The 25,882-nt window shown below is 55.1% G+C and carries 29 protein-coding genes; 6 read left to right on the plus strand and 23 right to left on the minus strand.

The annotated features are described in order from the left end of the window. Positions 1-564: 564 nt before the first annotated feature. The 4 genes from AOA59_RS29570 to AOA59_RS29590 form a co-directional block, all read right to left on the minus strand. On the minus strand, positions 565-1,629 hold the full coding sequence (locus tag AOA59_RS29570) for a tyrosine-type recombinase/integrase (protein WP_099489921.1): 1,065 nt from the start codon (positions 1,627-1,629) through the stop codon (positions 565-567). A gap of 4 nt (positions 1,630-1,633) precedes the next feature. Then, complete coding sequence (locus AOA59_RS29575; RefSeq protein WP_099489922.1) at positions 1,634-1,870, minus strand: DUF4224 domain-containing protein; 237 nt, start codon at positions 1,868-1,870, stop codon at positions 1,634-1,636. Between the two features lie 433 nt (positions 1,871-2,303). Further along, entirely contained in the window at positions 2,304-2,978 is a 675-nt protein-coding gene (locus tag AOA59_RS29585) for a hypothetical protein (RefSeq protein ID WP_099489924.1), read from the minus strand. A 497-nt stretch (positions 2,979-3,475) separates the two neighbouring features. Next, positions 3,476-5,026: a DNA cytosine methyltransferase gene (locus AOA59_RS29590; protein WP_256593146.1), complete on the minus strand. Its 1,551-nt coding sequence runs from the start codon at positions 5,024-5,026 to the stop codon at positions 3,476-3,478. Positions 5,027-5,057: 31 nt separating this feature from the next. Between AOA59_RS29590 and AOA59_RS29595 the strand changes: the two genes are divergently transcribed. The 4 genes from AOA59_RS29595 (at position 5,058) to AOA59_RS29615 (ending at position 7,878) form a co-directional block, all read left to right on the plus strand. Next, positions 5,058-5,339, plus strand: a complete 282-nt coding sequence (locus AOA59_RS29595) for a hypothetical protein (protein ID WP_099489925.1) — start codon at positions 5,058-5,060, stop codon at positions 5,337-5,339. 75 nt (positions 5,340-5,414) lie between these two features. After that, positions 5,415-5,639 (plus strand): hypothetical protein, encoded by a 225-nt coding sequence (locus AOA59_RS29600; RefSeq protein ID WP_143522865.1) that lies wholly within the window; start codon positions 5,415-5,417, stop codon positions 5,637-5,639. Between the two features lie 148 nt (positions 5,640-5,787). Continuing rightward, on the plus strand, positions 5,788-6,642 hold the full coding sequence (locus AOA59_RS29605) for a hypothetical protein (protein ID WP_143522866.1): 855 nt from the start codon (positions 5,788-5,790) through the stop codon (positions 6,640-6,642). 387 nt (positions 6,643-7,029) lie between these two features. Next, on the plus strand, positions 7,030-7,878 hold the full coding sequence (locus tag AOA59_RS29615) for an FRG domain-containing protein (RefSeq protein WP_099489928.1): 849 nt from the start codon (positions 7,030-7,032) through the stop codon (positions 7,876-7,878). A 209-nt stretch (positions 7,879-8,087) separates the two neighbouring features. Here the strand turns inward: AOA59_RS29615 and AOA59_RS29625 are convergent, their stop codons facing one another. The 5 genes from AOA59_RS29625 to AOA59_RS29645 all read right to left on the minus strand — a co-directional run bounded on the left by AOA59_RS29625 (position 8,088) and on the right by AOA59_RS29645 (position 11,713). Next, positions 8,088-8,360: a hypothetical protein gene (locus AOA59_RS29625; protein ID WP_256593147.1), complete on the minus strand. Its 273-nt coding sequence runs from the start codon at positions 8,358-8,360 to the stop codon at positions 8,088-8,090. 34 nt (positions 8,361-8,394) lie between these two features. Next, a complete protein-coding gene (locus AOA59_RS29630; protein WP_099489931.1) occupies positions 8,395-8,775 on the minus strand; it encodes a LuxR C-terminal-related transcriptional regulator in 381 nt (126 codons plus the stop codon). A gap of 667 nt (positions 8,776-9,442) precedes the next feature. Next, a complete protein-coding gene (locus AOA59_RS29635) occupies positions 9,443-10,240 on the minus strand; it encodes a hypothetical protein (protein ID WP_178076317.1) in 798 nt (265 codons plus the stop codon). A gap of 80 nt (positions 10,241-10,320) precedes the next feature. Then, entirely contained in the window at positions 10,321-11,199 is an 879-nt protein-coding gene (locus AOA59_RS29640) for a hypothetical protein (RefSeq protein WP_099489933.1), read from the minus strand. Beyond that, a complete protein-coding gene (locus AOA59_RS29645; RefSeq protein WP_099489934.1) occupies positions 11,180-11,713 on the minus strand; it encodes a helix-turn-helix transcriptional regulator in 534 nt (177 codons plus the stop codon). The genes AOA59_RS29640 and AOA59_RS29645 overlap by 20 nt, the downstream gene beginning before the upstream one ends. Positions 11,714-11,820: 107 nt before the next feature. Here AOA59_RS29645 and AOA59_RS29650 point away from each other — a divergent pair, with 107 nt between their 5' ends. After that, positions 11,821-12,015: a Cro/CI family transcriptional regulator gene (locus tag AOA59_RS29650; protein WP_099489935.1), complete on the plus strand. Its 195-nt coding sequence runs from the start codon at positions 11,821-11,823 to the stop codon at positions 12,013-12,015. Between the two features lie 717 nt (positions 12,016-12,732). Here the strand turns inward: AOA59_RS29650 and AOA59_RS29660 are convergent. The 10 genes from AOA59_RS29660 to AOA59_RS29705 form a co-directional block, all read right to left on the minus strand. Then, positions 12,733-13,197: a VOC family protein gene (locus tag AOA59_RS29660; protein WP_099489937.1), complete on the minus strand. Its 465-nt coding sequence runs from the start codon at positions 13,195-13,197 to the stop codon at positions 12,733-12,735. A gap of 217 nt (positions 13,198-13,414) precedes the next feature. After that, positions 13,415-13,741, minus strand: coding sequence for a DUF2388 domain-containing protein (locus AOA59_RS29665; protein WP_099489938.1), 327 nt, complete (start codon positions 13,739-13,741; stop codon positions 13,415-13,417). A gap of 110 nt (positions 13,742-13,851) precedes the next feature. Beyond that, a complete protein-coding gene (locus AOA59_RS29670; RefSeq protein WP_083221821.1) occupies positions 13,852-14,283 on the minus strand; it encodes a hypothetical protein in 432 nt (143 codons plus the stop codon). A 144-nt stretch (positions 14,284-14,427) separates the two neighbouring features. Continuing rightward, on the minus strand, positions 14,428-14,646 hold the full coding sequence (locus AOA59_RS29675) for a hypothetical protein (protein ID WP_099489939.1): 219 nt from the start codon (positions 14,644-14,646) through the stop codon (positions 14,428-14,430). Positions 14,647-14,693: 47 nt separating this feature from the next. Continuing rightward, a complete protein-coding gene (locus AOA59_RS29680) occupies positions 14,694-15,035 on the minus strand; it encodes a hypothetical protein (protein WP_065932180.1) in 342 nt (113 codons plus the stop codon). Between the two features lie 675 nt (positions 15,036-15,710). After that, positions 15,711-17,156, minus strand: coding sequence for a serralysin family metalloprotease (locus tag AOA59_RS29685; RefSeq protein WP_099489940.1), 1,446 nt, complete (start codon positions 17,154-17,156; stop codon positions 15,711-15,713). 248 nt (positions 17,157-17,404) lie between these two features. Further along, positions 17,405-17,770, minus strand: coding sequence for a hypothetical protein (locus AOA59_RS29690; RefSeq protein ID WP_099489941.1), 366 nt, complete (start codon positions 17,768-17,770; stop codon positions 17,405-17,407). 56 nt (positions 17,771-17,826) lie between these two features. Beyond that, positions 17,827-18,390: a hypothetical protein gene (locus AOA59_RS29695; protein ID WP_099489942.1), complete on the minus strand. Its 564-nt coding sequence runs from the start codon at positions 18,388-18,390 to the stop codon at positions 17,827-17,829. 135 nt (positions 18,391-18,525) lie between these two features. Beyond that, a complete protein-coding gene (locus AOA59_RS29700) occupies positions 18,526-18,915 on the minus strand; it encodes a DUF1090 family protein (RefSeq protein WP_099489943.1) in 390 nt (129 codons plus the stop codon). A gap of 395 nt (positions 18,916-19,310) precedes the next feature. Then, the gene (locus tag AOA59_RS29705; RefSeq protein WP_099489944.1) at positions 19,311-19,904 is read right to left on the minus strand and encodes a hypothetical protein; all 594 of its coding nucleotides are present in this window, start codon (positions 19,902-19,904) and stop codon (positions 19,311-19,313) included. 394 nt (positions 19,905-20,298) lie between these two features. On the opposite strand from AOA59_RS29705, the gene AOA59_RS29710 reads away from it, so the two are divergent. Further along, positions 20,299-20,595: a putative quinol monooxygenase gene (locus AOA59_RS29710; protein ID WP_099489945.1), complete on the plus strand. Its 297-nt coding sequence runs from the start codon at positions 20,299-20,301 to the stop codon at positions 20,593-20,595. Positions 20,596-20,762: 167 nt separating this feature from the next. On the opposite strand, the gene AOA59_RS29715 is transcribed toward AOA59_RS29710, so the two are convergent. The 4 genes from AOA59_RS29715 to AOA59_RS29730 are packed head-to-tail and all read right to left on the minus strand — an operon-like array spanning position 20,763 to position 25,857. Next, positions 20,763-21,812, minus strand: coding sequence for a hypothetical protein (locus tag AOA59_RS29715; RefSeq protein WP_099489946.1), 1,050 nt, complete (start codon positions 21,810-21,812; stop codon positions 20,763-20,765). A gap of 11 nt (positions 21,813-21,823) precedes the next feature. Beyond that, positions 21,824-23,632, minus strand: coding sequence for a hypothetical protein (locus AOA59_RS29720; protein ID WP_099489947.1), 1,809 nt, complete (start codon positions 23,630-23,632; stop codon positions 21,824-21,826). Positions 23,633-23,635: 3 nt separating this feature from the next. Beyond that, positions 23,636-24,922, minus strand: coding sequence for a hypothetical protein (locus AOA59_RS29725; RefSeq protein WP_099489948.1), 1,287 nt, complete (start codon positions 24,920-24,922; stop codon positions 23,636-23,638). Positions 24,923-24,933: 11 nt separating this feature from the next. After that, on the minus strand, positions 24,934-25,857 hold the full coding sequence (locus AOA59_RS29730; RefSeq protein WP_099489949.1) for a hypothetical protein: 924 nt from the start codon (positions 25,855-25,857) through the stop codon (positions 24,934-24,936). Between the last annotated feature and the right edge of the window lie 25 nt (positions 25,858-25,882).

Genomic DNA, 25,882 nt, shown 5'->3' on the forward strand with positions numbered 1-25,882 from the left:
AGCGATTGCAGAGCATGAGTGGTGACTTGAGTAGTGTTTCGGTAGATCGAGTCCTTGGTGAGGTTACGATGCGGTGGGCAGCCGGTGAGCATAGAGTTTCACAATGCTGATCCTCCAACTCTGGGAGCCGCCTCCTCATGCGAGCACGCTCTGAGACTGCAAAGTACCGCAAGTGATCGTCAGACCGAACCGGGTGGCGGGCTTGGCTCAGGTATTTTGTCCTGAGTTTCTCCCCTCGTTAAGGTGCAACGCTTAACATGCAACGAGTTGCACCTTTGCAAGCTTTGGGGCGACGACGAGCTACGGTAATATTTCATTGGCAGAGAGCCCGGATTCATTGATGTTGACTAAGGTGCAGCTTAAAGCTATGGTAATGGCTCTTGAGGAGGTATTGGGTTGAACCTTATATAAGAGTTCGAATCCCTGGTTTCCCGCCAAGATTTACACGAAAGCCTCGCGAAAGCGGGGCTTTTGCGTTTCTGGGGTTTGGTGTTGCCATTATCTTAACGGCTGATCGTTTCCGCATCATTTCAGGCAGTTTCCGCAACTCGTTGCAAATTGCGGTCACCGAGTTGGCTTCACGATCTCTCCGACACGTCGATAAACTGTTTCGGTTATCCGCTTGTCCGTGTGTCCTAACAGTCGGCTTGCATCACCCAGGTCGAGGATCTCGCTTGCCGCTTTCGGGCGAATATCACGGAATTGGAATTGGCGAATGCTGGCCGCCAACACCCCGTCGCCTTTCTCTTTGGCGGTTGCGATAGCCTTGTCGCGTGCGTCGTCGAAGCGAAGGCGAAGCATGTGCTTGGTAACCTGCCGGCCATCTTCGGTGATGATCAGGTATGGGTTTCGGACACTGCGTGTTCGGCGCTGCTCGATGAGCCGCTCTACCAGCGCGCCGAGATCGTTTAGCACCCCAGCAGCGGTCAGGCGTATGCGCAGTTTTTTGGATGTCTTGCCTTGGGCAACCTGCAGGAACTCGTTCACTGCATCAGCCTCCCTCATCGATAGCACGTCCGCTGGGCGCTGGCCTGTTAAATAGGCCAGGTCCATTGCATCACGTAGCTCCGACGCCGCGACCGCGTAGACAGCGCTCCAAATTTCTTCGGTTGCATAAAAGTCGCGAGGCGCTTCTTTGTTCTTGCGCACGCCGGCGGCAGGGTTGTTTTGGGTGAGACCCCACTCGCGCGCGATGTTGTAAATGTGTGACAGCAACGATATTTCCCGGTTGGCGCGTACGTTCGCTGTGCGGCCGTCTCGGTACTGCGCGATGATCTGCGGTGTCACCGCGTCGATAGGAGCATCGGTGAAGGCTTTACGCAGCTGCTTCAGGCTCAGCAGATTATCGCTTTGCGTCTTCGGCGCTTTGCCGGGGATGATCTCTCGCTCGTATCGGTCGAACACCTGGCCCAGAAGAGCATTCTTCTTCGGTGCCGGCTTGCAATCGAGCTTTGCCCATTCAGCCTTGGCGATATCCAAGTCACCCCCGAGCGGGATTTCCACCCGCTTCCCGTCTTCATTCCTCCCGTCGTAGTAATACCCAACCCACTCTTTACCGCCTTTCAGCGTGCGCACCCGCCGAATCATTCGTGGCGGCAGGTCCCTGTTTGCCGCCTTTTTTGCTCGCATCGACTTATCCTACTTTTGATAGATCCAGCGACCAGGCTTCGGCCGCGACGTTTTCTGCTGACGGTTTCACACCTGCTAGTTTCATGCGGGCGTAGACGCGGCCCACTACCGGTCGACGCGAGCGGGTCAGCACATATTTCCAGCCGTTTCGATTGAGCCAGGCGATCTGGCCTGACGGGATCATGTAGCCAGTGATTGCCGCGATCTCTTCCTCGGCAAGGGTTTCGCTTTGAATTTCCATAGTGGTGTCCTTGCCGCTATAGCGGCTATCAAATTCATAGAGGGGAGAGGTATCGTTGCCTCCTCAGATAGGGAGGTGCGATGTGGTCGTACACGGAGTTGAATACCGATTTTGTTGCGCCTCAAGCGTCGTCAAAGGACATGATGGACTTGCGATGGAGTGCTGGAGGGGTAACAACGGACCGTTGTTTGAGATATTTCGAAATGATGAAACGCTTCGATTCGAGGCGACGTTGTTCATGCCGGATGTTCCGCTTGAGTTGCTCGAATACGCGGTCCCAATTGCCCGAGAGTGGTTGGGAGAATTTGTTCCCTACCCCTGATGCCGAATCCTTGCCGCTACAGCGGCTGACTTTGAAGGGGGAGGGGGTAGAGGCTTTTTAGATGGAGCACGCATGTGCTCCTGTATCAAGTAAGCGTAGTTTTCGAGATGTCTAAATGAAATGGTTATACAGAAATTGTAAGGCCGGAATCAGTGCGAGTCTGATGATTGCGAGAATAGACGCAGTTATAGCGAGCCAGCTTATTAATTTGTTGTGCCTTTCAAAGAAGTTTCTTATTTTGAATTCAACTCTCTCCTTGTTGAGGATCCATTCCTTTCCGTTGTAATAAGTCATGTAGAAATCAATGTAGTGGATGCCGCTCTTGATGTTTTTCTTGGTTTTCAAGTTGTAGGTGAAAGGAGCTCTGTCTAGACGTATTTCAGAAAGTACGCTATTTATTCTCTCGCTTCCGTCAACAAAAATAGTAGAGCGTTCTCTATCGGTACCTTTGTCGAAGGTATATTGGTTTGGGTATATCCTGAATCCGTCGTCTATAATATTTTCTTTTTTAACTCCCCATTGTGCTTTTCCATCTCCTCCGTCGCCGAGTTCTAATAGTACATGTGCTTCAGAGTTGTCGAATACATTTGAAGAAATGTAGCACTGAATTTTTATATCTAGCCCCTCTCCATATCCCGTTATAAATTGTTCGAATACTAAAGCATCTCCAGGATTTAGGATTGTCTCGCCGACAAGCGTTGCGAGACTATACCGGCCAGGAGCATCGCAGTTTTTGAAACTCCTCGGGGTTTTTCTGTTTCCTAAGTTTATAGTCGGTTGAGCCATGGTTTTCTCTGTATTAGTTGATTGCAGTTTTTTGCAAAAACGGAAATTTTAGACAATTTAGTATTTTACTCATACAGCTTAGCATTCGAGACGTTCCTTAACCCTCGTGTTCAGTGGCAATTGGACCGTCTCATCAAATCACGCAGTCATCGTCTGGGCGGAACTCGCGATAAAGAACCAAATTCCCAGTGCAGTCAGGCCAAATTTGATTTTCTGTAGGCATGGGGAGTCCTTGCCGGGCCATGCCCGGGCGGTTTAGAGGGCGTGTAAGTAATTGGGCACCTTATCTATGCAAACCATTTCTCGTGGTCTTGCACTTACTTAAGGAACTCACATGAAAAATCTAAAAAAATGGATTCAACTGACAACCGCCTTGGTCAAATTGGCTGATGCAATCAACCGTACGGGCTGGTTTTAAGTTGTTGCAGGAGGCGACGGCCGATCCAGCGCACCACGGTGACGGCCTTGCTGTTGCCGATCGCCTTGTAGCGGGGGCCTTACGGGCATTCGTTGGCTGGTTTGCCGCGCCAGGGAATCAGCGTGTAGTCGTCGGCCATGCCCTGCAGGCGTTCGCACTCGACGGGAGTGAGGCGGCGAACTGCTGAACCGCCAACCAACATGGATGCTTCTGTCATCGGATTGCTGTTGTTGCGCATGTTTCCCGATCGGAGCGTCGGAGAAAGCTCAGCAACAATGTTTGGGCCCAGGGCAGAGTCTGTGTTGTCCAGCTGCTTGCCGTAGTTGCTGGTCACCGTTTGCGCGATTTCGCGGCAGTACAGATAGTTTTGCTGCTGGGCACCAGCTTCTGCGGCCAGAGCTCCAACGACTTGGCCATCCCCGCCGATATACCGAACCTCACTGCGGCTGTTCTGGGTGAAGGCCAGCAGAGCATTCTCCTGACCGTTGTTCCGGTTCCGGCCCAGGGCAAAGGCGAGCTTGTCGCTGAAACCGGGGTCTTGTGTGCCATGCACCACCAACAGGCCAGATTCAGCGTCCTGACTGGTAGCGCTACCAGCCGCCTTGCCGTTGGCGTTGAGTGTGCCTGCGATCAAGTGCCCGGCCTGGGCCTGGTTGTCATCAGCACCGCATGTGCCGACGCCGTTGGCGGTCAGGGCTGAAACTGGCTTGTCCTGGACAAAGAAGGTCTCGCTATCCAGATCGTTGCGCCCTTCGTGGTGGGTGAGGGTGCCTGCCTTTTCTATAGAGCCGGACATGCGCCCGGCGCCGAAGGCTGGGATACCGCCGAACATCGATACCGCTGGCCCGAAGTCACCTTCGCAGTTCGGGCAGCCGTAAGCGCCTAACTGCTCGGGGAAGACGTACTCGCATCCTTCTCCGCACTGGAGCGAAGGGCCGAAAGGAGCTGTTCCGGTAACGTCCTGCACCTGGCCTCGGCGCGGCGCAGTATCCCGGCGCACGCCTTCTCGCTCAAAAAGTACCTCGGCGGGATCGAACCCGTCTCGAGCACTTGCGACAACGAACACACGACGGCGTCGTTGGGCCAGGCCGAAATATTGGGCGTCCAGGACCCGCCACGCGATTGTTCTTTTGGGTCCATACACACAACCAACGTCCTGCCATTTTTTCCCTGGAGGCTGCAGCTCGCAGTCTTCCCCAGCAAGCGCGCCAAGAAAGCATCCGAAGGCGTTCCCTTTGTCACTGAGGACGCCGGGGACGTTCTCCCAGACGATGACGCTGGCGGGTTTGCCGTTGATGGCTCGAACATAGTCAACTGCATCTGCAAGCTCCACGTACTTGATAGTGAGGGCGCCGCGCGGGTCGGTGAGGCCTTCTCGCATACCAGCGACAGAGAAGGCCTGGCATGGGGTGCCGCCGACCAGCACGTCCGGCGCTGGGATCTTGCCGGCCAGCACCAGGGCGGCCAGCTTGGTCATGTCGCCGTGGTTCGGCACGTCGGGGTAGTGGTGGGCCAGGACCGCCGAGGGGAACGGCTCAATCTCGGCGAACCAAGCGGCGCGCATATCCAGCGGGTGCCAGGCTTGCGTCGCGGCTTCGATGCCGCTGCACACGCTTCCGTATGAGATCATGGGCAGACGCCTCGGTTAATGGATTAAAAAAATGGAAATTCTTTCTTCTGCCGCCAAGTACTACCCGGCCCTTACCTGCGTTTTTGCTTTTCTGTCCGCAATTGCGTGGACGAGGTCGGCCACAGTTCGGGTTCCCTTCAGCATGAGAAACTCGAAGGGGGAGCCCAGACACGACTTAGATATTGGCGAAGACAAAAAAGGCCGATTTCATCTACAAGAAACCCTGCACAAACAGGCCTATTGGAATCGTGCGGCAGCAGGACTCGGCGCCGCAGCTGCTATGTTTCAGGCGATCCAAGTATTTGGTGTCTGAACGTCGAGGTTGGCAGGGGCAATCTTTTTGGGGTATTACGGGTGACCGGCATGGATCCGGATGCGGAGCTTCGCAATGGCAAAAAAGGAAAGGCGTACCAGGGCCGAGCGACACAAACAGAAACATCAGTTCGACGATCTTGCTGCATTGCTTGAGGCAACTCCGGTCGAATATCGAGCCAAGCTCTACGAGAAGCTTGAGCAGGAGCGAATTGCTGAGTCGATGGCGAAGTCTGGAAAGAAATACCGTGGAAGCTGGCCGTTTGTTTCTGGAAGCTTCGAGAGCGGCAGCAAGAAGTGATGGTCTAAGCAGCATGTCACTGCCTCCGTTAATGGCTTTCTCCATGCATGCGCCGCCCTCCGAGGCCAGATGCGGCATTGTGGCAATTTGCCAAAAAGAGGCGTATGAAGTCTCCCAGAGTATGTTCTGAGAAATATGTGAGATGAGAATGTCTGAGGAAGTAAAGCGCCTAACACCACTCTCTGGAACTTTGCGTGAGTTGTTTTTGAAGTCAGGGAACTTATGTGCATTTCCTGAGTGTGCTCATTTGATTATGAATTCGGATGGTGTGTTTATAGCGCAAATTTGTCATATAGAAGCGGCTGAGAAAGGTGGTGAAAGATTTAATCCTTGCATGACCAATGAAGATCGTCGTCGCTTCGATAACCTGATGTTGATGTGTCATGAGCATCATAAAGTTACGAATGACGTTAATGTGTATACAGTCGATCGCCTAAAGAATATGAAGCTCCAGCATGAGCTTAGGTTTTCTGATCCGGGCAGGGTCATTTTCGATTCCATCAAAGATTGGACTGTAGGGCATTCATTTACGAAGCCACGAAACATGAATGGGCTTTACCCATTTTGCTGGGGTACGCTAGATGATGTAGATAAGGCTCATTATCTTCAAAGTGTCGCTACATACATTGATAAGTTTCAATCTGTGCCTCTAGAATTACGTGTTTTTCTCGGGAGGGTTGTGGCACGGATGCAGCGCGTAAAGAACACCTCTGTAGTTATTAAGCACGGATGGAGCGAGAGGGCTATTGCTCTGCATGATTTAGTCGGCGCGTTTAGGATGCCGCTGGATGAGGTCTTAGCGTATGGTAATAGGTTGCAATTTTATGCAGTTGCCTCTATCGATGAGAAAAATGACTGGAGTGTTGGATCTTATTTAATATTTACGTTGCACGAGGTGAGTGACTGGCCGTTCTGGAGTGATCTCGCTTTGTACTGTGAGGCGACCGGCCAGTCGATAGACACGTTTGCTGTAAATATGGATTTTGCTATGTTAGATGCTTAATTAGCTTGTCCACCGCAAGCATTGTAAGTGCTCCCTCGTCGCTGGGCGGCGTGGTGGCAATTTGGATTTGGATGGGGTATTACGGGTGACCGGCAAGGGGCCAGATCAGGCGCCCCATTGGGCGCAACGGCAGGCCGTCGCGCCAAAATCTGCGCCGATCTCGACCGCGCCCTGGCGCCGAGGTGCAGCGTTCGAAGTGGCGAGCTGGATGTTGGATTCTTTAGGATCGTAGGTCTCTAAGGAGTAGGCCAGTACCTTGTGGTATGTCTGTTCGACTCTTGGCCGTTGTTTCCAATGCAGCTGTCGCCCCTTGTCGGATTGGCATAGTTTGTAAGAAAAGTGTATTGTTTATAGTCTTTTGAAGCTGATATGGAAATCTAAGATCTCATGAAGTCTTATATAGAGGTAATTGAAGTAAGTTCGCTAACGCAGTATTTGGACGAGATCCTAAGAATAAATAATTTGACTGGCTCTATATCTGGCGCAGTGTATAGGGGGCAGTCAGACAGCCGGTGGGGTATCGCGTCTGGGTTGAGTAGATATGTTAGTAATGTTGCTGACAAAGAAGCAGCGTTGAATTCAGCGCGTCAGGCATACACGATATTCGATTCTCAACGGCATGGGTATAACAGCTTAAGCCTAAGTAATTCCTGGGATGTTTTAACCTTGGCGCAGCATTTTGGGCTGCCTACTCGCCTTCTAGACTGGAGTCTGTCGCCTATAGTGGCCTTGTTTTTTGCGCTGGATGGTGTCCGATACAAGAAGACAGCTATGGCGAAATTGACACGAGCTCAAAGAGAGGAGTTTAAAAATGGAGTTGTATTAGATGGCGAGTATGTCGGGCTATCTGAAAGCAGCGCAGTAGTATATATGATCCCATCTTCACATGAGGGTAGAGAGGCTCCTTGGTTAAAAACGGATCAGCTTTGTCATGACGTTTTCGGAGATGTTGAAGACGCGAAGAAAATGGGGTTTTGCTTTATGGATCCAGATGTAAAAAATGAACGTATTAAGCATCAGAGTGGCGTATTTACAATTGGAGTTACTCCTTCATCTACTTTTCCGACTGATGCTGCATATGCCATTAGGATTAAAAGAAATGCTATCGCAGAAATGCATTCAAACTTGGTGAGCTTAAATATTGGCGCAAAGTCTATTTATGGTGATTTGGAGGGGTTGTGTCGTGACTTGTCGTTTCGGAAGTTTGGTGGATTCCTGAATAGATACAAATCCTAACCTTATTGTAATCATCATTTCATGAGCTCGTTGAAGCGCCAGGCTGTCGTGTTCGGCACGCAGCTTCCTGCCGTGGCCGCTGCCGTAGATGCCATCATTGACGCCCTTGGCGACCTCTTGCACGGTGCGTCCGGCGTCGAAGAATGCGTTCAGCTGGCGGTTCAACTCGTCGCTGATTGTGTCCCGCGGGTTTGCCATCGCTACGCCGCTCATTGAGACCACCCTTCAATGTAGATCTTCTTGCCATCGGCGCGGGCCTCCAACATCTGGGCGCGGTTGACCGCTGCCTTCCAAGTGAAACACATGCCCATAACCTTGCCGGTGGAGCGCTCGACAACGTGATAAGCGCCGCGGCCCTTGTTGACTATCTGGAAGCGAACTTCCTGCGCAGGTTGTTCCTTGCCGATCATGGCGTACATCGCGCCGGTAGCGATGGTTGCGCGGACACGGAGGGCCGCGAGCCCTTCGGTGCGTTCTTGCATTGATGGGGGCATGTCTTTTCCCTCGGGGTTTGAGTTAGGCGAGCAGCACCGGTTGTTCGGCGCGGCGCACTATCCTGACTTGCGCTGTACGGCGCTCCGGCACTCGCCGGTCACGACGCATCGACTCGTCACCGATCATTGCGTGCATGGCGATCAGGGCCGCCAAGACAAAGCACATCGGCGAGATGATCTGGCGGCGCATGGCCTCGGCGATCATCGCGGTCTGGCGGGTGACGCCGAGCTTAAACATTGCGCAGGAAAGGCGCTTTGCTACGGTGCAAGCTGCAACGTCGAACTGCCTGGCGATTTCCTTGGCGGTCATGCCCTGGGCGGCGGCCAGAAGGTACTGAAGTTCTTTGGGCGCAAGGCCTCTACCGAGGTGACCCTTCCATGCGCCGTTGATGATCTCGTTCATCGTTGTGACTCCCGGTTGGTTTCCCGTTAGGCCCTGCTGCCAAGGCCTATCGGTGAAACCCCCGGCCACGCTACTGGCGTCAGACCGGGGTTGTTTCGTCATCGGTGTTGGCCAGTTACCCGCCGCTGATTGCAGGGCTGGCCGTTCGTCTTCGTGGGTGGGCTTCCAGCTTCCTACTCACAGCGTCAAACAGCATCTGTTCGCCGTGGATCACAGGTCCTTACAACATGCACGCTACAGCTCTGAATGCCCTGGTTGAGTGGGGCAGGGTGCATGAGGTCCGGCGCGCCCAGCCGAAGCTATCGGGCCCGCTAATTCAAATCGTTTGGATCTGGCCGTGACCCGCTACTGGCGTCGGTCACAGGCTTTAATCAAATGTCTCTCCAGCCGCGGGCCTTTCGGCTTGTTCTCCCGCTGGATAACTGTTCTTGGCGCTTTACGCTGCTCGCCCGGGTCAGTTGCCAACCCTCTGAACCGTTGAGGCCGGTTCATCGCTGCCTGTGTTGCGGCGGGTCTTGGTAGGCCCTGGCGAGTCCCTGTTTGGTGACCCGAAGAGGTAAAAATATCCACAGGATATTAAAATGTCAAATCCAATGGATATAAAAATGTCCGAGGCGTAAAAAAACCCGCGTCAAGGCGGGCTTTGGCGTTATCGATATTTGAAGTGCTAGGCTACTTTGCCTTGCCACCACTCGATGGTCTTGTTTGCTACTGCGTCGGTTGAAGGCGCTTCTAGGATGGCAACACCAGCTTTGTCTGCGCGATCCATTTGTCTGAACGCAGCATCTAAAACCTTCTGATGCTCGGAGGTCGACATGCCGCTATCTGCGGGAGGCATGAGCACCGAGATGGACCCGGTCCTGTCTGAGTTGCTGGTTATCAGGAGGATGTCAGATGCAGCTTGGAGTATGTTGTTGCCTACAACCAGAGGGCTCTTATACCAAGCTGAGACAATGGTACCCGCCGCATTCTGACTCAGCAAAGGGACATCTACCTCAATCCGGTTCGAAGACCCCTTCATCTTTAAGCTAAAGCGACCTTGCTGAATGATTCTAGAAGCCTCCATATGCATCTTTTCTTGCATGAGGCATAGGACACCTTCCTTTAGCTTCGGAGTGGATCGATACCTGAAGCTATCACGCTTATTTCCAGATTTAGGCCTCGCCAGCGTTACGACATCGTTGAAGAATTCATCCACAACAGATTCCGCATCCGAACCTGCGGCGTAGAGGGGATCACCCAGGCGTATATCGTCAGAAATAAAGTCAGGCAGATCGGAGCCCATATGGATCAGGGTGGCTTCTATGTCCTGCAGGTAATGAGCAAAATCGTTTTGATCGAATCTGCCATCATATAAGCAGGCCAAGCGCTGAAAAGTATCCAGCATGCGAACCTCAGCCTTACCGCCGTGCTGAAAGATTACGCCTACGTTCAGAAACTCCCCGGCGTCCTGATCAAGGCACATACTTATAGTCCGCCAGGACCCAATAACTAGATCCTGCCGGGGCTGCTCGCTAATGCGACCTCTTAATCGTGCTGTGATATTCATGGCAATGCCAACATCCCAAGCTCCTTGGAGTATCGGCCATTATCAAGCCGGCTAGACAAGAAGTCGACAACAAGCGCTGACCCTTTGTCGTCCAAGAAATGACCCAGGATATCTGTGGCTAAAGCTACTCCGCGATCCTTGAAAGCTACGGAAAATCCGTTGTATGCAAGTAGCCTGGCGCCGCGAATAGGAAAACTTACACTCCAATTTGGAGTATGGCGGTCAATGATATCCATCAATCGATTGGCAGGATCTTTTCTACTGATAAGGGAGGATGGCTTCCAGTCAGCCCATCCAAATATTCGTCCATGATCAATCAGGACGTATTTTCCGCCGGAAGCCCACAATAGATTGGCAAGGTGCCGATCTGAGTTCTGCAGCCAGGAGTCGAAGGACACTACGCTGGGTATTGACTTGTTTTTCGAGAGGGCAACAGCCAGGCGCTTGGCGCGACGGTCTTCAAGAAAGCTAGGGAAGCCCTCTGCGTGTTTTTGGTAGAGGTTGGGGTAGGTTGTATCCTCTGAAAACCATGCAAGGTAAGTCTTTTGCTCTCCCTTGGTGGACATGTCTTTCAATATCTGCCTAACACGGACTGGCATCTGCTCTGGTTTCAGCTCGATAACGCCTGCATTTTTCGCTACCGGAAGATCTACCAGCCTGGCCATCGCGTATCCGAGCGCCTCACTCAAGATCTCAGCCGACTCATACTCAGGGAGGCCCTGAGCATCGCGAATGGTGTCGGGAATCGGCTTTAAAAAGCAGTGAACAGATTCCGAACCAATTCGAATCTTGGCACGAAATAGAGGATTCAAGCCTGTCCGAGACGGATCGCGAAGAAGACCGCTAAAAAAATCACTACTGAGGAACTGGATCATGTTTTGTCAGCTTTTTCCTTAAGCGCTGATGGGGCGATTCTGTCTGGTTCTTTCCTTGGGATGCCAGTCTGTTTGCTATTACCTCGAGCAGCAAAACATCTTCTTCGCTTAGAAGGCCGGAATCTGCGGCCTCAGCAATTTTCTCCAAGGCGGACCTGGATCTAGGGCTAGAAGCTTCGGCAAGCTCGCGCGCCTGTGTCGCTAAGCCTGAGAGAGCGCCAAGCTGAATAGAGGCGGCAAGCGACTTAATATCCTCAGCGAGTCTTGGGCTGTACTCTTCTACGGGTATTCCAGTCAGTGCAAATACCTTTGCCGCCATCTCTACATTTAGGGGGCGCTTTCCGTTTAGGTGTCCGTTTAGATTTCCCTGAGCCATACCCAGTTCGCCAGCCAACCGTTCCTGGGTGAAGCGATCATTCTTCGACGCAGAGGCGTTGTACCGAGCAAGAGCCAGCTTGAGAGCGGCGCACTCATCCTTTTCCCAGTCTTCAAGTTCGCGTCGGTCAGTAGTCATCTGGCCAATCCTATTGCCAATGGGGATAGTTTGCTATTTCCATTGGGCTTGATAAAAATATCCCATGGATATAATCTCCGCACGTGTATGCCAACGGAGATATGGCCATGAGCCGAATCACTCTTAGTGAATTTGCCCTGAACAAGGGCCAGACCAAGGCAGCTCATCTGCTTGGAATGAGCCAGGGCGCCCTGAACAAGGCTTTACGAGTCGGCCGGGACATTTTCGTAACCGAACTTGAAGACGGCTCCTTCGTTGCGGAGGAGGTCAGGCCTTTCCCGTCTCAGAGATCAGTTGTCTGAGCGGCCGTCGGGTTAATTCTCCGCTCATTACGAGCGGGCAAAAAGTGATTTGGATTAGCTGTTGATTCATACAGTACGACGTGAGGGAGGGAAGATGGCAGAGCAAAAGGTTGATATGGGGGCGGGGATAGGAAAGCTGTGCGCTGGCGCCAAGCGGCTCTGGCTTGGCAGCCATTTTGAGAGTGGTGTTATCTACTCTGAAGTAGAGCTCTTGCTGCATCTAGGCTTGCGTGAATTGCTTCGACGCAAACTTCGACAGGTTCTTCGGTTGTCCGGTTTATCAAAACGACCGGACCGTGACTGTCGAGGTCACCAGTTACCACGTCGTGAAAGTGAAGCTCTCCCTGCATTAGATCCACTACGGCGAAGCCGTTCTCTGTGCGAATCGCCCAGCGCCCGGTCCGCTGATTCCCACCCGACACAACGCCATTAACCTTCATTTTCGTCCTCCCTGGAACTTGCGGTGTGCATTCAAAAAGCTACTTACAGGCGTTTCGGACTCCAATACGCCTGAATCGCAGGCATAAAAAAGCCGGGCTGCAACCCGGCTCTTTCAACAACTTATAAAACACTGTGGGGCCATTATGAGCATGATACCTATCCCTGGCAATACCCCCAATGTCGCGACACTTTCAGACTGCTTTCAAAACGTGTCGCGAGACATCAGCCGTACCGCCGCCCCCATACAAAATATCCAAGGGAACTCGCTGTGAGCGTTCAAGCTATGTCATGGGCGCTTTCTCTGCCCGTGCAAACCCTCAAAGACTCCAGCGCTCCCGCCACATGCAAATCTCCACGATGAGCGATGTGCACCTTGTTGCCATCTGGATCACGCAGGTACGCACCGTAGTAGCCGTCACCATAGTGGGGGCGTTGGCCAGGTTCACCTTCGTCAGATCCACCTGCAAGAAGCCCGGCTTCATAGGCGCTATCTACCGCATCTGGAGAGGGTGCAGTGAAAGCCACCATGCTGCCATTCCCTGCTCCGGCCTCATTGCGGTCATAAGGGCTGTACACATAAAAGCGCGGGAGAGCGTTATCTGGCTTGATCCAGCATGCCGAAGGTGGCCCGCCATCAGGGGTTACAGGCCGACGACAGAGCCCCAAGGGGATCAGCACCGCGTCATAGAAGCTAGACGCCTTATCAAGGTCGTTTGTCCCAACGGTTACGTGACTGAACATCCTCTATTCCTGCTTACGAAGGCAAGGCGTTATCGTGTCATTTTGAAGCTGGGCGTGTATAGCGGTCGACGGGTAAGACGTCGAGGGCGAGTCTCGGCTCTCCGAATCGCAGACAAAGAAAAGCCCGCGATGGGGATTAGCGGGCTTAAAGGGATGTTCTCTAGGAGCTGGGGTAACCCTAAGCGCCCGAGTGTGAAAGGGATGTGAAAGGATGCGCTCAGTAGGACGCCACGATCGCCTTGGCGAGTTGCATATCGGACATGAGCGGTGACCTGTAGCTCAATCGATAGTGTCGGGAGGCTTGCTCAAACTGTGCCCCGCGAATCTCGCCGTCCGAACCTATGAACGTCAGTGCGTCAGTCTTGGCTGACTTGAATATCTTTGGCGGCTCGGTCGTGAGCGATGTGGTTGCCCCAATTAAAATGGTTGGCAAGGAGATGGTGATAAATATTCCTGCAGCGACAGGGTTGACGTTGTCGCCTGATACGGCCTGTGTGCTGACCGATGCCAGTAAGGCGATTGCCAGAGTCTTCCATGAATTCATGCTTCGATGCTTCCACTGCGATCAGAGCGGGCCACGATAGCAGAGCAGGGCGCCTGCCAGAAACAAGAAGCCCGGCGCTGGGCCGGGCTTCGATGTAACAGCGTCAGGACCTAACGATGCTTGTTCTTGTGTTTATGCTTGTTGTTGCCTTTGTGCTTTCTACCATCGGATCGATGATTGCTCTCATCGTCCGCCAGGTTGTTTCCCAGCGCGCCACCCGCCGCGCCGCCGAGACCTGCACCGATCGTCGAGCCGGTTGTACCGCCGAGGCGATTACCAATCAATGAGCCACCCGCGCCGCCGATTCCTCCACCCAATGCAGCTTCCGCTCTATTGCCTCTTTGAGCACCGACAGCACTGCCGGCGGCACCACCTACGCCTGCGCCTACCGCCGCGCCCGTCGAGCCGCCAAGCTGTTGACCTACGATGTTGCCAAGTGCACCACCAACGCCGCCTCCAAGGCCGGCTGTGCCATCTCCGGCAGCCATCGCTCCTTGCGCAATGAGGACGCCCAAAAACAGGACGGGCAGTGTCATTTTCATTTTGTGAACCTCTATGGGTTGTCAGCAGGCGCTCACGGTTTAAAGCACGCCTGTCATTGGGACTAGGACAAAAGTTTGAAGTTCTTTGCGGGCGGTGCCTGCAGGTGAATAGTTGTAACAAGATATAAGCGTACCGCCTTCACCTCATACTCGCACCCCATAGAAGTGGTTCAGCACTATCAGCTCAACCACCACCACAATGGCGCACAGCGCAATGAAGCCAGGGCTGAAGACTCGCTTACGATTGGACGCGCCTGCGTCCAACCAGCCTGTGTCGCCAGCGTCAGGAATGGCCATGAGCAGCGTCAGCCAGGCAATGACCCCGACCTTGCTCCAAAAGCTCTGATTTCGCCATGCTGTCATGCGTTAAGTGTTATCCCTGAATGCCACCGCCAGTCCACTTTGGGCGTCTACGGCTCGTGATACAAGAACATTCCCTTCTCGTTACTTTCATCGGCAGCGCTGAGCGCTCGAGCCGCCAAGGCCATCGTTTCACGGTATTTAAAGTGATACCGGGGAGGGAGCACAAGCACGCTTGTCCACGAGGGGTCGCCTTCTATCGCCAGCGGTAGATTATGGCAAATCAGCTGATTCTCATCAGATCTACTGCCCAGCGCGGCTCTTAATTCCGTGGTCAGCTCCGATGCGCCGGGGCGGGTGTAGTAGTTAGCCAGCACCAGACCATAGGCCTTCAGCGCACCTAAAATCTCACCTTGGTCTGACTCATCATTCAGCACAGCTACCACTGGCATATCGCACTCCTTGCAATGTAGATTTAAGACTCTCGACCGCCGAATGGGTGTCGGCGTTACTGGAACTCCATCCATGCTGGATGGGCCCACAAGCCAATGACAAGTTTTCTGACGCAGAGATCACACTTACATACCAAGAGTCGGCATGATTACCCGGCCACACTCTATGAGTTGGCCGGCTGTTACTTGAAGTTCACGGGTTGGTTTCGCTGCATACCCGGCAAGGAAGCCGGCGGCGACAAGCGCAATGCACAGTAAGGTGTTTCTCAGGATCATGCTGGGCGCTCGCTAACTGATTGATGTAAAAGCAAGCAGCACTGATTCCGGATTTTGCAAAAGGTTCCTGATGTTCCCGCTCATTGAGCTAGGGTAATCACCAGCACTGTCGACCAAGGACTGATCGCCAGGTACAGGCCATTGCACAGTGAGAGCACTGAACTACTCTGATTAGAGCCGTCTGATTCGAGGCGTCTGATTCGAGGCGTTCGTATTGCGTTCATCTGACTTTTGATAGGGCACCATGGATAAGCGGCTCGCAGGTCTATCATTTCTGCTTACCCTCGGATGGGTTGCCACTGTGATAGCGGTAATGTGGTACTTCTACGACAATTAGTCTAAAGGCCAGAATCCACTTCTGGCTCCTCAGAACGCGGCGCCGAAGCGCCGCGCTTTACATCACGCCACGATGTCGCTGATGGCCGCCTGGCCCACGGTGGTGACGAGGAAATCGGCCACGCCGTGCCCGGAGAAGTCCACCGCCAAGGTGCCCAGGTTGGTATCCGAGGCATAGCTCAACACCGCGTCGCCAGTATGCCCGGTGAATGCATTGACGAAGCTCAAGCCTGCACCTTTGGTAATGCCCGACAGGTCGATCTTGTCCTTACCCGAGGTAAAGTCAAAAATCCTGTCTGCAGCCCCTGGCCTGGAGTCGGAACTGGCACCATACACAAAGGTGTCGTTGCCGGCGCCGCCCCACAGTTGGTCCGCACCGCCACCGCCGTAGATGATGTCGTTGCCGGCACCGCCTTTGATGATGTTGGCGGCGTTGTTGCCAATAATCAGGTCGTTGCCCGCGCCACCCAAAGCGTTCTCGAGGGTAACGCCCTTGGCGATGGACACGTTACCCACCAGGCCGCCGATGTCGGAGAACGAGCCTTCACTGAGGTTGATCTTCTGGTTCTGGGTGAAGCCGGAGAAGTCCAGGGTGTCGTTGCCGCCACCGTCCCATACCGAGAACACCAGCTTGTCGGTATTGGAGGCGGCGCTGTAGAAATCCCGCCCGGTATTGGAGTTGAACCCGTAAGTGGTGTCGCCGGCGCGGGTGGCGTAGTTGGCGCCGTAGAGCTTCTGGATCGCAGCAATGTCGTCGATCAGCGGGCCCGCCGCATAGGCTTCGCCACCGCCTTTACTGAAGTTTTGATGGGTGTTGCTCTCGTTCCAGTAACTCATCACGGAGTAGCCGTGTGTATCTTCGGCATATTTCGCATCCGAATAGGACGGCTGACCCACGCTGGCATCGTACGAGCCTGGATGTTGCAGGCCAAGCGTGTGACCCATTTCATGGGTTAGCGTTTGACGGCCGTAATTGCCGTTCGCTGGCGTCAAGTTTTCCTGGTAGCTTTTATTGGTATAAAACAGGGCGTCACTGTTTCCGCTATTGTTTGGGTAGAACGCGAAAGCCGACCGGGCACCGCCATGCTGCAGATCATTACTATAGTTGCCCAAGGATATATGGGCGTCGCCTCCGCTGTTAGATTCACGGAATGAGATATTGGCGACGTCTGACCAGGATTGAAACGAAAGGGCTGCCTGGGACTTTTGTTGTGCGTTGAAAGCGGCGAAGCCGGAAACTTTCTCGGCGGCGTAAGATTTACTTTCTGAGGTCAGAAAGCTGTAGGTGAAGTTGTATTTGCCGTTATGGTCATTGTCGCCCCAATAGTAACCGCCTCGGGTTATTTCATCCGCTGCCTGCGTAATGGTGTAAGACGGCTTTCCATTTAAATTAAATCCTCCTCGATCATAAGCGTGTGAAAAATTCAGAAGGCTTTGGTAATCTTCACTCGTCTGGATTCCTGCAGAAGAGGCAGTTGGATTAACAAGATTTTTCGTTGAGACAGTCATAAGTTTACATTCCTTCGTGTCCATTGAGCGTGGAGTGCTATAGGCTTATCACGTGTTCGCTGTTTTCTTGTTGTGTTGATCTTTATAAACGAGTTATTCGTTTAGTGTTATTTGAAAATTAAATATAATATATAACGTATTGAAATATCCTTAAATATTTTGAGAGCCTCAGTTTGGTGAGAGGTCGCTGACCATGGAGTGGGCGCTCCGTTAGATAAATATGAGCGGGTGGCAATAACTTCCAGCGCTTACTTGTATGCCTCAGGAAACCAGCGTTGTGCCAACTTCACCTTGATTGCCAGGTCCTCTTTGGACTTCTGGCATTCGAGTGCTCGCTGCTCAGCGCTCGGGATAGCCGGCCAATTGCGCTCCCCTCGGGAGACGACTTGTTCATAGCCTTCATCGTATTCCGCGCTAGGCCCAGCAATCAGCTTGGATGCCTTTACGTAATCGGCAACAAGATCGGCGGGCAGCGTCCCGCAGGTGAACTGCGCCCGGGAATACATCAGGCCATCGCTTGCCCCGAGTACCTTCCCGTCACCAGGTTGGGTGGCTGCAAAGGATAGCGTGGGGTGGGCAAGCAATATAACGACCAGCAAGGTGCGTCCGTTCATTTGAAATATCCTTAGCAATCAACAATCACCGGTTTATAACCGCGTGGCGATTCAACTCAGCAGTTGAACACCGGCGCATAACGCTCTTCACGCTTTTTAAAGTGAATCGGCGCCATGGGGACTTTTTCGCCATTGACGAAGATGTCCGGGAAGGTCAGCGTAAAGTCGTCCATGTCACCTTTACCCAAGGGTGTACCTTGAGTGTCGGAGCTGGATATTTGCGCGGGGTCGAACCCTGTTTTCAACTGATCGACGCTGACCCGGTAAGTCCGCCCGGATGCCAATTGCACGCTCACTTCAGGCGATGCGGCACTTACCCAAAGCGGCGTTTTTGTGTAGCCCTGGCTCGGTTTATAGAGGCGCCCGAACAGACGAAGTTCGCTGTCGGTTGACTTCACATTGCCTGGCCAACTGCGCGTGCCCGGTGGCGCTACATACACCAGCACGCGAACCCAGTTGAGTTTTTCTGGTTGTGCCGTAAAGCTCATGGCCGCGTGTGCACCGGGGCAGGTACGTGAGAGCAGGGCATTCTGGCCCACAGACGACTCCGGATGCAGATAAGGCCCCGTGCTGCAGCCCGCAACCAGTGCCAATAGCGAGCACAGGAGATATTTGTTCATCGGGCAATTCCTTTGCTGTGGTGATATGGCGCCCATTAAAGCATGTCTATCGTATCGGGCTGCACGCAGCAGGCAGCCAAAGAGCAGGCATAAAAAAGCCCGCAACCGCGGGCTCTTCTCACATCACTTTTCGACTTACTTGAACAAACCACCGATGGCATTGATCGCATCCGCAGCCTTGTTCACGTTTTGCTGGTGTTGTGGGTTGGTATCCACCTGCGCCTGGGTGTTGTAGTGCGCGTTACTGCAGCTTTTATTGGTTTGCGTCAGGGCCGCCTGAAAGGCTGTCGCGCGCAAGGTGTCGCCTTTGGCGTTAGCTGCATTGATGTTGGCCTGCAGGTCGCGGATCTGCTGCTGGCAGGAGGTGTTGTTGCCAGGGGTGTTGATGGTGTTGATGGTGTTGTTGTTGCTGCCACCCAGGGCGGAGGACAGGGCGCCCGTCAGGGCCGTCAGGTCGGCGGCGTGGGCGGGCAGGGCAAACAGGCTGAACAGGGCGGCGGCGGGTGCGAGTTGGGTAAGACGCATGGCAAACCTCAATGTTTGATTGCCTGCACACGTGTCAGCGCCCGAGCTGGCGCAGAGCAATATCCGTATAAGAGTGAGCGCTCGGGTGGAGGGAAATACTATTGGGGCTTTTTTTGTGCCTCAACACTGGCGTTGCAGAAGTGTGAATGCCTTCACGTTCTGGTTGGGCCTATATTTGTAAATCCACGATCGCCGCCGGTACCCTCCCATTGTCCAGCGTGGTCGCCGCCGATATACCCCGACGAGATACGATGTCGCGTCAACCTTCCCGGTCTATGTGCACGGCGGGGGGGAACGTATCCACCCGCCCCCGAGGCAAATAAGATCGTCGATTTATCGCCAGAACGGCTAGGCAATAATTGGGTAGTGTAGGTGATGAATACGAGCGTTGTTTATTACTTGTAAGAGCCATCACTTTGTTTGAGTCGGACTTCCACTATTTTTTTCGCTGGGATATCGACAAGATGGAAGAACCAGGTAGGGGCTTTGTGTTTGCGTTTCTTATTTATTATATCGGCTATTTCTTGGTCTTGTTGAGCGTTGCTGATGTGCGCGGTAGAAAAAGGGTAGTCGGCACTGTGTATCGCTGTTGCACTTAATTGATCATATAATTTTTTATCGCGACCAGGGTATAGCATGTTTTTGATGTCTTTCTCGAATAATTTGTCGTAGCTGATGAGTTTGCTACTGCTGATGTTAAGGTCAATAACCAGCATTGCCTCAGTCTGGTCTGCAACGGTAATCGTGTAGTACCCATCAGGGTTTCGCACCGGCGTGTATACACCAAGAGCTTGGACTGCTCTATATTCCGGATCAGTGTCCTTCAAGGTTTGGCCTGTCAACAAACCGTGCCCTTTGGGATCTGGTGTGTTTGTGAGGTTGACGGCCTGCCTCTTGGACATTGCGCTGAAGGGCGTGATTCCAACTTTGAGTGATGACGCCATGATGTTTTGTGCGGCAGAGGCAGTCGTGAAGTGGTAGAAGTACATGTTCTTCCTTGTGTCGTATCAATAGTTTGGCGGGTAGTTATGGCGAAAGCAAAAAAGCGCACGTCCTTTTTTAGGGCTTCAATATTACAGTCTCGATGAGAGCGACATCTGAATTTTTTGAGTGTGGTTGGCTGTAGCAATGCTGGCAGAGGGTCAGTTTCTGAGTACGCCAACCCACTAGGGTAGGTGAGGCATGTCGATTCAAAACTCAGACAAAGAAAAGCCCACGATGGGGGCGCGGGCTTAAAAGGTGTTCACTTAGGAGCTGAGTTCAGGCTAGGCGCGCCACTGTGAAAACCGCGTGAAAACCGTGTGTGCATTATGTTTTTTGCACCCAGGCATCATGCTCACGTACTGTACGTCCTCCTTACCCAATCCAAGCAACGGTGTGTTCATGTCCAATGAAGTGCGGCTTGTCGTGATGATCAACACCCAGCCCGGCAAGGGCTCGCAGCAGTTGGCAGCGTTCCAGGCGCTGGCGCCCAAGGTGCGGGCCGAGCACGGGTGCCTGCACTATGATTTGCATCCCGTGGTGGGCAACCCCGACAGTTTTGTCCTCATCGAAAAGTGGGCGTCAAAGGCCGCATTGGACGCCCACCATGTCGCCCCTCATATGGTCGCAGCGGCCCAGCACAATCCATCGTTTCGTGCCGGGCCTGCGACCGTTTTGCTGTTGGGGGACGCGGTATAAGGTCGCTTTCAGAGCCTGCGCTTTCAAGGACGTTGAATAACCGGCGATACCGTTCAATAAGGACGAACACTGTCACTGTGGCAAGCCTGCTCGCCACAGATTGCTGTTAGTTTTATTTCTGATTCGACTTGACTGCATCAGCCCAAAAACCTTGAAAGGCATGGCTTTCAGAGCGGCACCCGCCTTATCTTTCCGCTCAATGCCACCACCGTGTCGGTAGGCGTTGGGATGTGCCGACCGGTCAACCCCATGCCTTCGCTGACCAGTACGGCGCCCGGCACCACGCATAAGTTGGACGGCGTATCCAGGCCACGCACCAGCACTTCGACCTTCCGTGTGTGCAGCTCGCAACGCAGCAGACGACCACTGAACCGAGTAAAGCCGCCGTGCAGCGGCTCGCCGCTCCAGTCCGGCAGCAGCGGTTGCTGCAGGTGGCTGCACAGCTCTAGCACCAGCAACCTGCCGCGCGGGCACAACGCCAGGCCCGTGGGCAATTGCAGGCCGCGTATCACGCCTTCTATTTGCCCGCTGGCCGGGTGCACGCGGATCACTTGACCGGCAAAATCGGCAAAGTCGATGCCCTTGCGCGCCAGGTCGCCGTGCAGCTCGCCGGAGAACAGGCTGATCAGCACGGCGTCCGTCTGCGGTTCGTACACCAATGTCACGGGCACGGCGTCCTGGCCCTGATCGAGTTCCGGCAGTTGCGCCAGTACCCGTTCGTCCCGGCCTTCAGTGAATTCCACCAGTTGATTGGTATCCGGCTTTACCGCCAGCCAGCTGTGGCGGGTGGGGTGGTAGCACAGCGCATTCAAATTGCCTCGACTGTGGAACACCGGTTCAGGTGGGCTGTATTGCAGATCGAGCAGTTGCGAGCCGCCGACATAATCCGTCAGGCTGGCCAGGCAACGCCCCTCACCGCAGGCAATGTCCGACACGCCCATGATTTCATCGCGCAGCATGCGCGCCTGCATGTTCATGCTGCGAAAGCCGTGGGCGATGACGTCGCCGGGCAGGTATTCGCCCGGCCGTGCAGGGTTGGGTTGCAGGTGGCTGATGCGGCCGCTGTACGGCTGATCCGCCAGGCCGGAGCCGGCTTCGGCCAGCAGCAGGCTGCCGTCGTCTTGCAGGCACAGACCGCGCGGGTTGAGCAGGCCTTCGGCGATCAATGTACTGGGGCGCAGCGCCTCAATGGGCTGCGCCGGGATATGCAAGGTCATGGGCTGTGCTCCTATTGCGGTGGCTGCCATGGGCTGCCGGTGAGGTAGGCGCGCAACAATGCCCGTTGGGCCGGCGACATCGAGCGCACGACCGGCATGAACAGCGTGGTGCCTTTATAGGCGTCCGAGGTGCGCGCCAAAATCGCGTTCTTGGCGGCCATGATCGCGTCGGGCTGGTTGAGCGGCACATAGCGCGACATGGCGGGGAAGGCCAGGTAGTGAAAACGCAACACGTTCGGGTAAACCTGGGCCCAGGTGATGGTGCTGCCCTTGGCTATGCCGAAATCAGTCTGGGCGTATTTGCGCAGGTTGGTGAAGAAGGCGCCATCGCCCACGCCATTGGCCGTGCAGGTCAGCGCGACAAAACCGGCCTGGCCGGCGCTGCCGCTTTTGAGCGAGACCGGAAAACTTACCGTCTGTTGCCCGGCATTCACGGTCAGCGAAGGGGGGAAGTTGAGAAAGTCAAAGTACTGCTTTTGCCCGTAAACCCCCGGCGCGCTGGCTGCGAGGCTCACCTGGGTGGCGTTGGGCACCGGCCCGCCCAGGTAGCTGACCCGCAAGGTGATGGTCAGGCCATTGGGGTAGTCCTCCAGGTACACATTGCGCTGGTCGGCAGACACCCGGTAAGTGGCCTCGGTGGCGTTGAGTTTTTTACCGTTCACTGCATTGGGCGCAGTGATGTTCAACGCGGTGGTTCGCACGGCTTGCTGTTGGCTGGTACTCAGGGGCAGGTCGACGATACCGCCGTACACATAGTAATTGACCAGCGGGCTGGCGACGGGGTTGAGCGTCGTCAGCGGCGCCGCACCGGCGGCAATGGTCACCGGCCCGTAATTGGCATTCGGCCCGATGGGGCTGGTGATGTCATCGCGCACGGCACGGAAGGTTTGCTTGGGGATGACATTGACCATATCCAGGCTCAGCAAGCCGTTGTTGCCCAGCGCCGCGTAGGCGGCGTTGCCCGTGGCCTGGTTGACGATCTGGCGGCCCGGTTGGCAGCCCGGCAACTCGCCGGCAAACGCCGGGGCCAGGGTGCCGATCACCCGGCCGATGCTCGGGTTCGGGGTGTATTTACCGGCGGCGTAATCAGCATCCAACTGCGCCGTGGTCATCTGCGGGCACATCTCGAACATCACAAACCGCAAGACAATGCCCGTCGCCCCCGGCGCCTGAATAATTGCCCTGAGGCCGGCGCTGTTCTGGTTCCAGCTGACGATGCTGCTCAGCGGGAAGGTCAGCTGGAATGTGCCGCTGGCATGGAACGAACCCGGTGCGTCCATTTTGGCCGGGTCGAGCACGCGGCCGGTCACGTCGTAACTGCTGCACACCGCATTGTTGCGGATCAGCAATTGAATGTTGTCGTTGCCGCCAATTTGCAGGCCGCCGACAAATATCTGCGTGGTGGTCGAGGCGCTGGGGTCCAGGTCCACCATCATCGGGCCGGAGACCGGGCCCTGGCCGGTCACCGGGTCCACCGAACCGAGCAGGTACACCGGCTGGCCAATCATGTCGCCGGTGGTGCTGATGTTGCCCGGCACACCTTGGGAGCTGATCAAGGCATTCTGCATGTCCACCACGTGCTGGCCGTAGTGGTTCCAGCCGCCGGCCGTGTAGTAATTGCCTGCTGGCGCGTTGATCATGTTGTTTAACTGGTCATCGGTATAAGACTGCGCACCCGGCGCCAGGGTCGAGGTGGTCAGGTCGAACAGCGGCCAGTTCGGGTTGCCATTGAACGGAATGGTCGGGGAGTTGTTCGGCAAGCTCACGTCCGTGCGGATGCCGCCCCAGAAATTCAGTCGTGGTCCATTGAGGATGCTCATGGTCTATTCCTTGTCCGTGGCGTGTGGGGTGACAGGCGGGTTGGCAAATTTGAACAGGTACGAGAAGTCAGACTTGAACGGGCTCTTCACCGGCGTCGCCATGGAGTGGCAATTCATGCAGCTGCTGTTGGGCTGGATATAGCTCTCCATGGTCACGTTGGCCGACAGTGCCGGCGTCGGCTGGCCCAGCGGGTTGCTCGGGTTGTTGGGCATCAGCGGACGCTGGGTGGTGATGAGCTGGTAGTACTTCAAGACGCTGCGTTGCAGGCCGGGGCTGGCCTGGTAGTTGGCATTCACCCAGCCTGTGGCGTCGGCAATCGGCGTGACGCGGTTGAGCGGGTTCGGCGTCTTGAACGTGGTGCCGGGCTTGGGCACGCAGACCAGTTGCGTGCCCTGGGTTTGCCAGTTGCACGGCGACTGGTTGAGCGTGGCAGCCGGGGCCACAGGGTTGTAGTAGGAATACGCGGTACCGGACACCGGTTGATCGACCCACTGGCCATTGACCTTGGCCTTGGGCGGCACGTTTTCGATCTGCTCGAAGGTCGACCAGATCCACTGCGGGTAGCCATTGACCTTGGTGATGATATGCAGGCCCACCAGCCCCAGATACGCCTCGGTCACGCCGGTGCGCTGGCCCTGGTTGTTGAAGGTGGCCACGCGCGCAATCTGGGTCAGGTAATGGCTGGCGTTGTCCCTGGGCGTGAGGATGCGCCAGCTCGATTTGATCTCGATCACCCCGTTGGGAAAACTGATGTTGCTGGCCTTGGACACCACATTCGCGTTGTAGAAGCGGTTGCCGACAATGTAGTTATAGGACGCCTGGTTGGCCGAGATGTCGTAGTAGGTCGGGTTGCCCGCCTGGTCGATCAGCCAGCCGCCGACCGCCTGGTCGATGGAGTTGACCAATGAACTGTTCTTCAACGCGGCAATATTGATAATGCCCAGGCTGCGGGCCGTCAGTGGGCTGTTCCACGGCCCAGGGTTGGCGGCGCCGGGCAGGAAGATCTCACTGACGGTCTTGTAGGTTTGCCACACGGTGTAGCCCGAATCCCCAGGCTGTTTGTTGCAATTGGGCGTGCCGCGCTGCCCGTCCTGGGCCGGCCAGTTCAGGGCGACGAACATCTGCCAGCTGTATTGATCGAACTGGTCCTGCGGCGCATTGGCGGCGGGTGCGCTGGTGGGTGGCTGGCAGTTGAGCTGGGTGGCCAGCAGCGACGGCTGCGGTGCTTCGCGCGCCAGGGCCGGCAGGCTGACCAGCCCCAGCAGCATCACACTTAGTAGGGTTTTCATGATGATCTTCCTCAAGGCTTGCGCTGCATCAGTTGGTTCCATTGCGCCTTATGGCCGTTGCTCCGGGACGCCGGCGGCTCGAACAACTGGCACGGTGGCGGGTTCGACGGGCACATCGCGGCCACTTGGTCCCAGGTCTGCCTGGGGTCGGGTTTGGCGATACGGAAGTTGGTGTAGTTCTGGCTCACGATCGGCGCATTGGCGACGCTGGTGTCCCCGGAGAAGAAGAACGACTGCGGCGAACGGTAGGGCGGTGCGCCGGTCTGGCGCTTGTTGAAGGCATACCCAAACAGGATCGGCCCCGCCGGTGATTGCAGGTCCAGGGCATAGGCCTGCACGCTGGCGTTGAGGTTTTTGCTGCGCTCGGCGCTGTAGGGCAGATGCTCGATAAAGTCCTGGCGCGGCGGGTGGTTCATCGGCGAAAACATGCAGCACGCCGGCATGTCTTTCGGGCGGTCCTGCGGGTAAGTCAAAAAGTACGCCTTGTTGCCCAGGGACACGAACGAACAGGTGTAGTTGTTGTTCTTGATCGGAAAGATCGGCAGGCAGTACTTCTCGTAGTGCTCCATCATCGCGCCGAAGCCGTCGCCATCCGGCGGGATGTACGTGGTGTCGTAATAGCTCGTCCCGCGCGAGACCGTGTAGTCGGCAGGTGTGAGGGTTGAGGGTGGGTTGCTGTAGGGCGGCGGGTTTTTCGCGTAGTTGTTGGTGACCCGGTACATGGTCCAGTCGCTGATCCATTGCGCCGGGAAAAACGGATCGGATGGCTCGCCGGGCATGCGTTTGGCGATGCAGTTGCCGTTCTGCGCATTGCACCCTTCGCTGTTGTGCACACCATTGGTGAAGTACACGGCGCCGCTGTCGTCGGCGGCAAACGCGGCGGGGCTGAGCAGCACAAGCAGCAGCAACAGTCGGTTCAAAAGGCGGGTGTTCATGGGGCACTCCTGTGGGGTGCCGGGC

This window comes from Pseudomonas sp. 2822-15, from assembly GCF_002742515.1.
In the GTDB taxonomy this organism is placed as follows: Bacteria; Pseudomonadota; Gammaproteobacteria; order Pseudomonadales; family Pseudomonadaceae; genus Aquipseudomonas; species Aquipseudomonas salomonii.

What these genes read in the sequence shown, in the direction of transcription:
- AOA59_RS29570 (WP_099489921.1), bottom strand. Translation starts at nt 1,629, where the DNA reads ATGCGAGCAAAAAAGGCGGCAAACAGGGACCTGCCGCCACGAATGATT.
- AOA59_RS29575 (WP_099489922.1), bottom strand. Translation starts at nt 1,870, where the DNA reads ATGGAAATTCAAAGCGAAACCCTTGCCGAGGAAGAGATCGCGGCAATC.
- AOA59_RS29585 (WP_099489924.1), bottom strand. Translation starts at nt 2,978, where the DNA reads ATGGCTCAACCGACTATAAACTTAGGAAACAGAAAAACCCCGAGGAGT.
- AOA59_RS29590 (WP_256593146.1), bottom strand. Translation starts at nt 5,026, where the DNA reads ATGATCTCATACGGAAGCGTGTGCAGCGGCATCGAAGCCGCGACGCAA.
- AOA59_RS29595 (WP_099489925.1), top strand. Translation starts at nt 5,058, where the DNA reads ATGGAAATTCTTTCTTCTGCCGCCAAGTACTACCCGGCCCTTACCTGC.
- AOA59_RS29600 (WP_143522865.1), top strand. Translation starts at nt 5,415, where the DNA reads ATGGCAAAAAAGGAAAGGCGTACCAGGGCCGAGCGACACAAACAGAAA.
- AOA59_RS29605 (WP_143522866.1), top strand. Translation starts at nt 5,788, where the DNA reads ATGTCTGAGGAAGTAAAGCGCCTAACACCACTCTCTGGAACTTTGCGT.
- AOA59_RS29615 (WP_099489928.1), top strand. Translation starts at nt 7,030, where the DNA reads ATGAAGTCTTATATAGAGGTAATTGAAGTAAGTTCGCTAACGCAGTAT.
- AOA59_RS29625 (WP_256593147.1), bottom strand. Translation starts at nt 8,360, where the DNA reads ATGCAAGAACGCACCGAAGGGCTCGCGGCCCTCCGTGTCCGCGCAACC.
- AOA59_RS29630 (WP_099489931.1), bottom strand. Translation starts at nt 8,775, where the DNA reads ATGAACGAGATCATCAACGGCGCATGGAAGGGTCACCTCGGTAGAGGC.
- AOA59_RS29635 (WP_178076317.1), bottom strand. Translation starts at nt 10,240, where the DNA reads ATGTGCCTTGATCAGGACGCCGGGGAGTTTCTGAACGTAGGCGTAATC.
- AOA59_RS29640 (WP_099489933.1), bottom strand. Translation starts at nt 11,199, where the DNA reads ATGATCCAGTTCCTCAGTAGTGATTTTTTTAGCGGTCTTCTTCGCGAT.
- AOA59_RS29645 (WP_099489934.1), bottom strand. Translation starts at nt 11,713, where the DNA reads ATGACTACTGACCGACGCGAACTTGAAGACTGGGAAAAGGATGAGTGC.
- AOA59_RS29650 (WP_099489935.1), top strand. Translation starts at nt 11,821, where the DNA reads ATGAGCCGAATCACTCTTAGTGAATTTGCCCTGAACAAGGGCCAGACC.
- AOA59_RS29660 (WP_099489937.1), bottom strand. Translation starts at nt 13,197, where the DNA reads ATGTTCAGTCACGTAACCGTTGGGACAAACGACCTTGATAAGGCGTCT.
- AOA59_RS29665 (WP_099489938.1), bottom strand. Translation starts at nt 13,741, where the DNA reads ATGAATTCATGGAAGACTCTGGCAATCGCCTTACTGGCATCGGTCAGC.
- AOA59_RS29670 (WP_083221821.1), bottom strand. Translation starts at nt 14,283, where the DNA reads ATGAAAATGACACTGCCCGTCCTGTTTTTGGGCGTCCTCATTGCGCAA.
- AOA59_RS29675 (WP_099489939.1), bottom strand. Translation starts at nt 14,646, where the DNA reads ATGACAGCATGGCGAAATCAGAGCTTTTGGAGCAAGGTCGGGGTCATT.
- AOA59_RS29680 (WP_065932180.1), bottom strand. Translation starts at nt 15,035, where the DNA reads ATGCCAGTGGTAGCTGTGCTGAATGATGAGTCAGACCAAGGTGAGATT.
- AOA59_RS29685 (WP_099489940.1), bottom strand. Translation starts at nt 17,156, where the DNA reads ATGACTGTCTCAACGAAAAATCTTGTTAATCCAACTGCCTCTTCTGCA.
- AOA59_RS29690 (WP_099489941.1), bottom strand. Translation starts at nt 17,770, where the DNA reads ATGAACGGACGCACCTTGCTGGTCGTTATATTGCTTGCCCACCCCACG.
- AOA59_RS29695 (WP_099489942.1), bottom strand. Translation starts at nt 18,390, where the DNA reads ATGAACAAATATCTCCTGTGCTCGCTATTGGCACTGGTTGCGGGCTGC.
- AOA59_RS29700 (WP_099489943.1), bottom strand. Translation starts at nt 18,915, where the DNA reads ATGCGTCTTACCCAACTCGCACCCGCCGCCGCCCTGTTCAGCCTGTTT.
- AOA59_RS29705 (WP_099489944.1), bottom strand. Translation starts at nt 19,904, where the DNA reads ATGTACTTCTACCACTTCACGACTGCCTCTGCCGCACAAAACATCATG.
- AOA59_RS29710 (WP_099489945.1), top strand. Translation starts at nt 20,299, where the DNA reads ATGTCCAATGAAGTGCGGCTTGTCGTGATGATCAACACCCAGCCCGGC.
- AOA59_RS29715 (WP_099489946.1), bottom strand. Translation starts at nt 21,812, where the DNA reads ATGACCTTGCATATCCCGGCGCAGCCCATTGAGGCGCTGCGCCCCAGT.
- AOA59_RS29720 (WP_099489947.1), bottom strand. Translation starts at nt 23,632, where the DNA reads ATGAGCATCCTCAATGGACCACGACTGAATTTCTGGGGCGGCATCCGC.
- AOA59_RS29725 (WP_099489948.1), bottom strand. Translation starts at nt 24,922, where the DNA reads ATGAAAACCCTACTAAGTGTGATGCTGCTGGGGCTGGTCAGCCTGCCG.
- AOA59_RS29730 (WP_099489949.1), bottom strand. Translation starts at nt 25,857, where the DNA reads ATGAACACCCGCCTTTTGAACCGACTGTTGCTGCTGCTTGTGCTGCTC.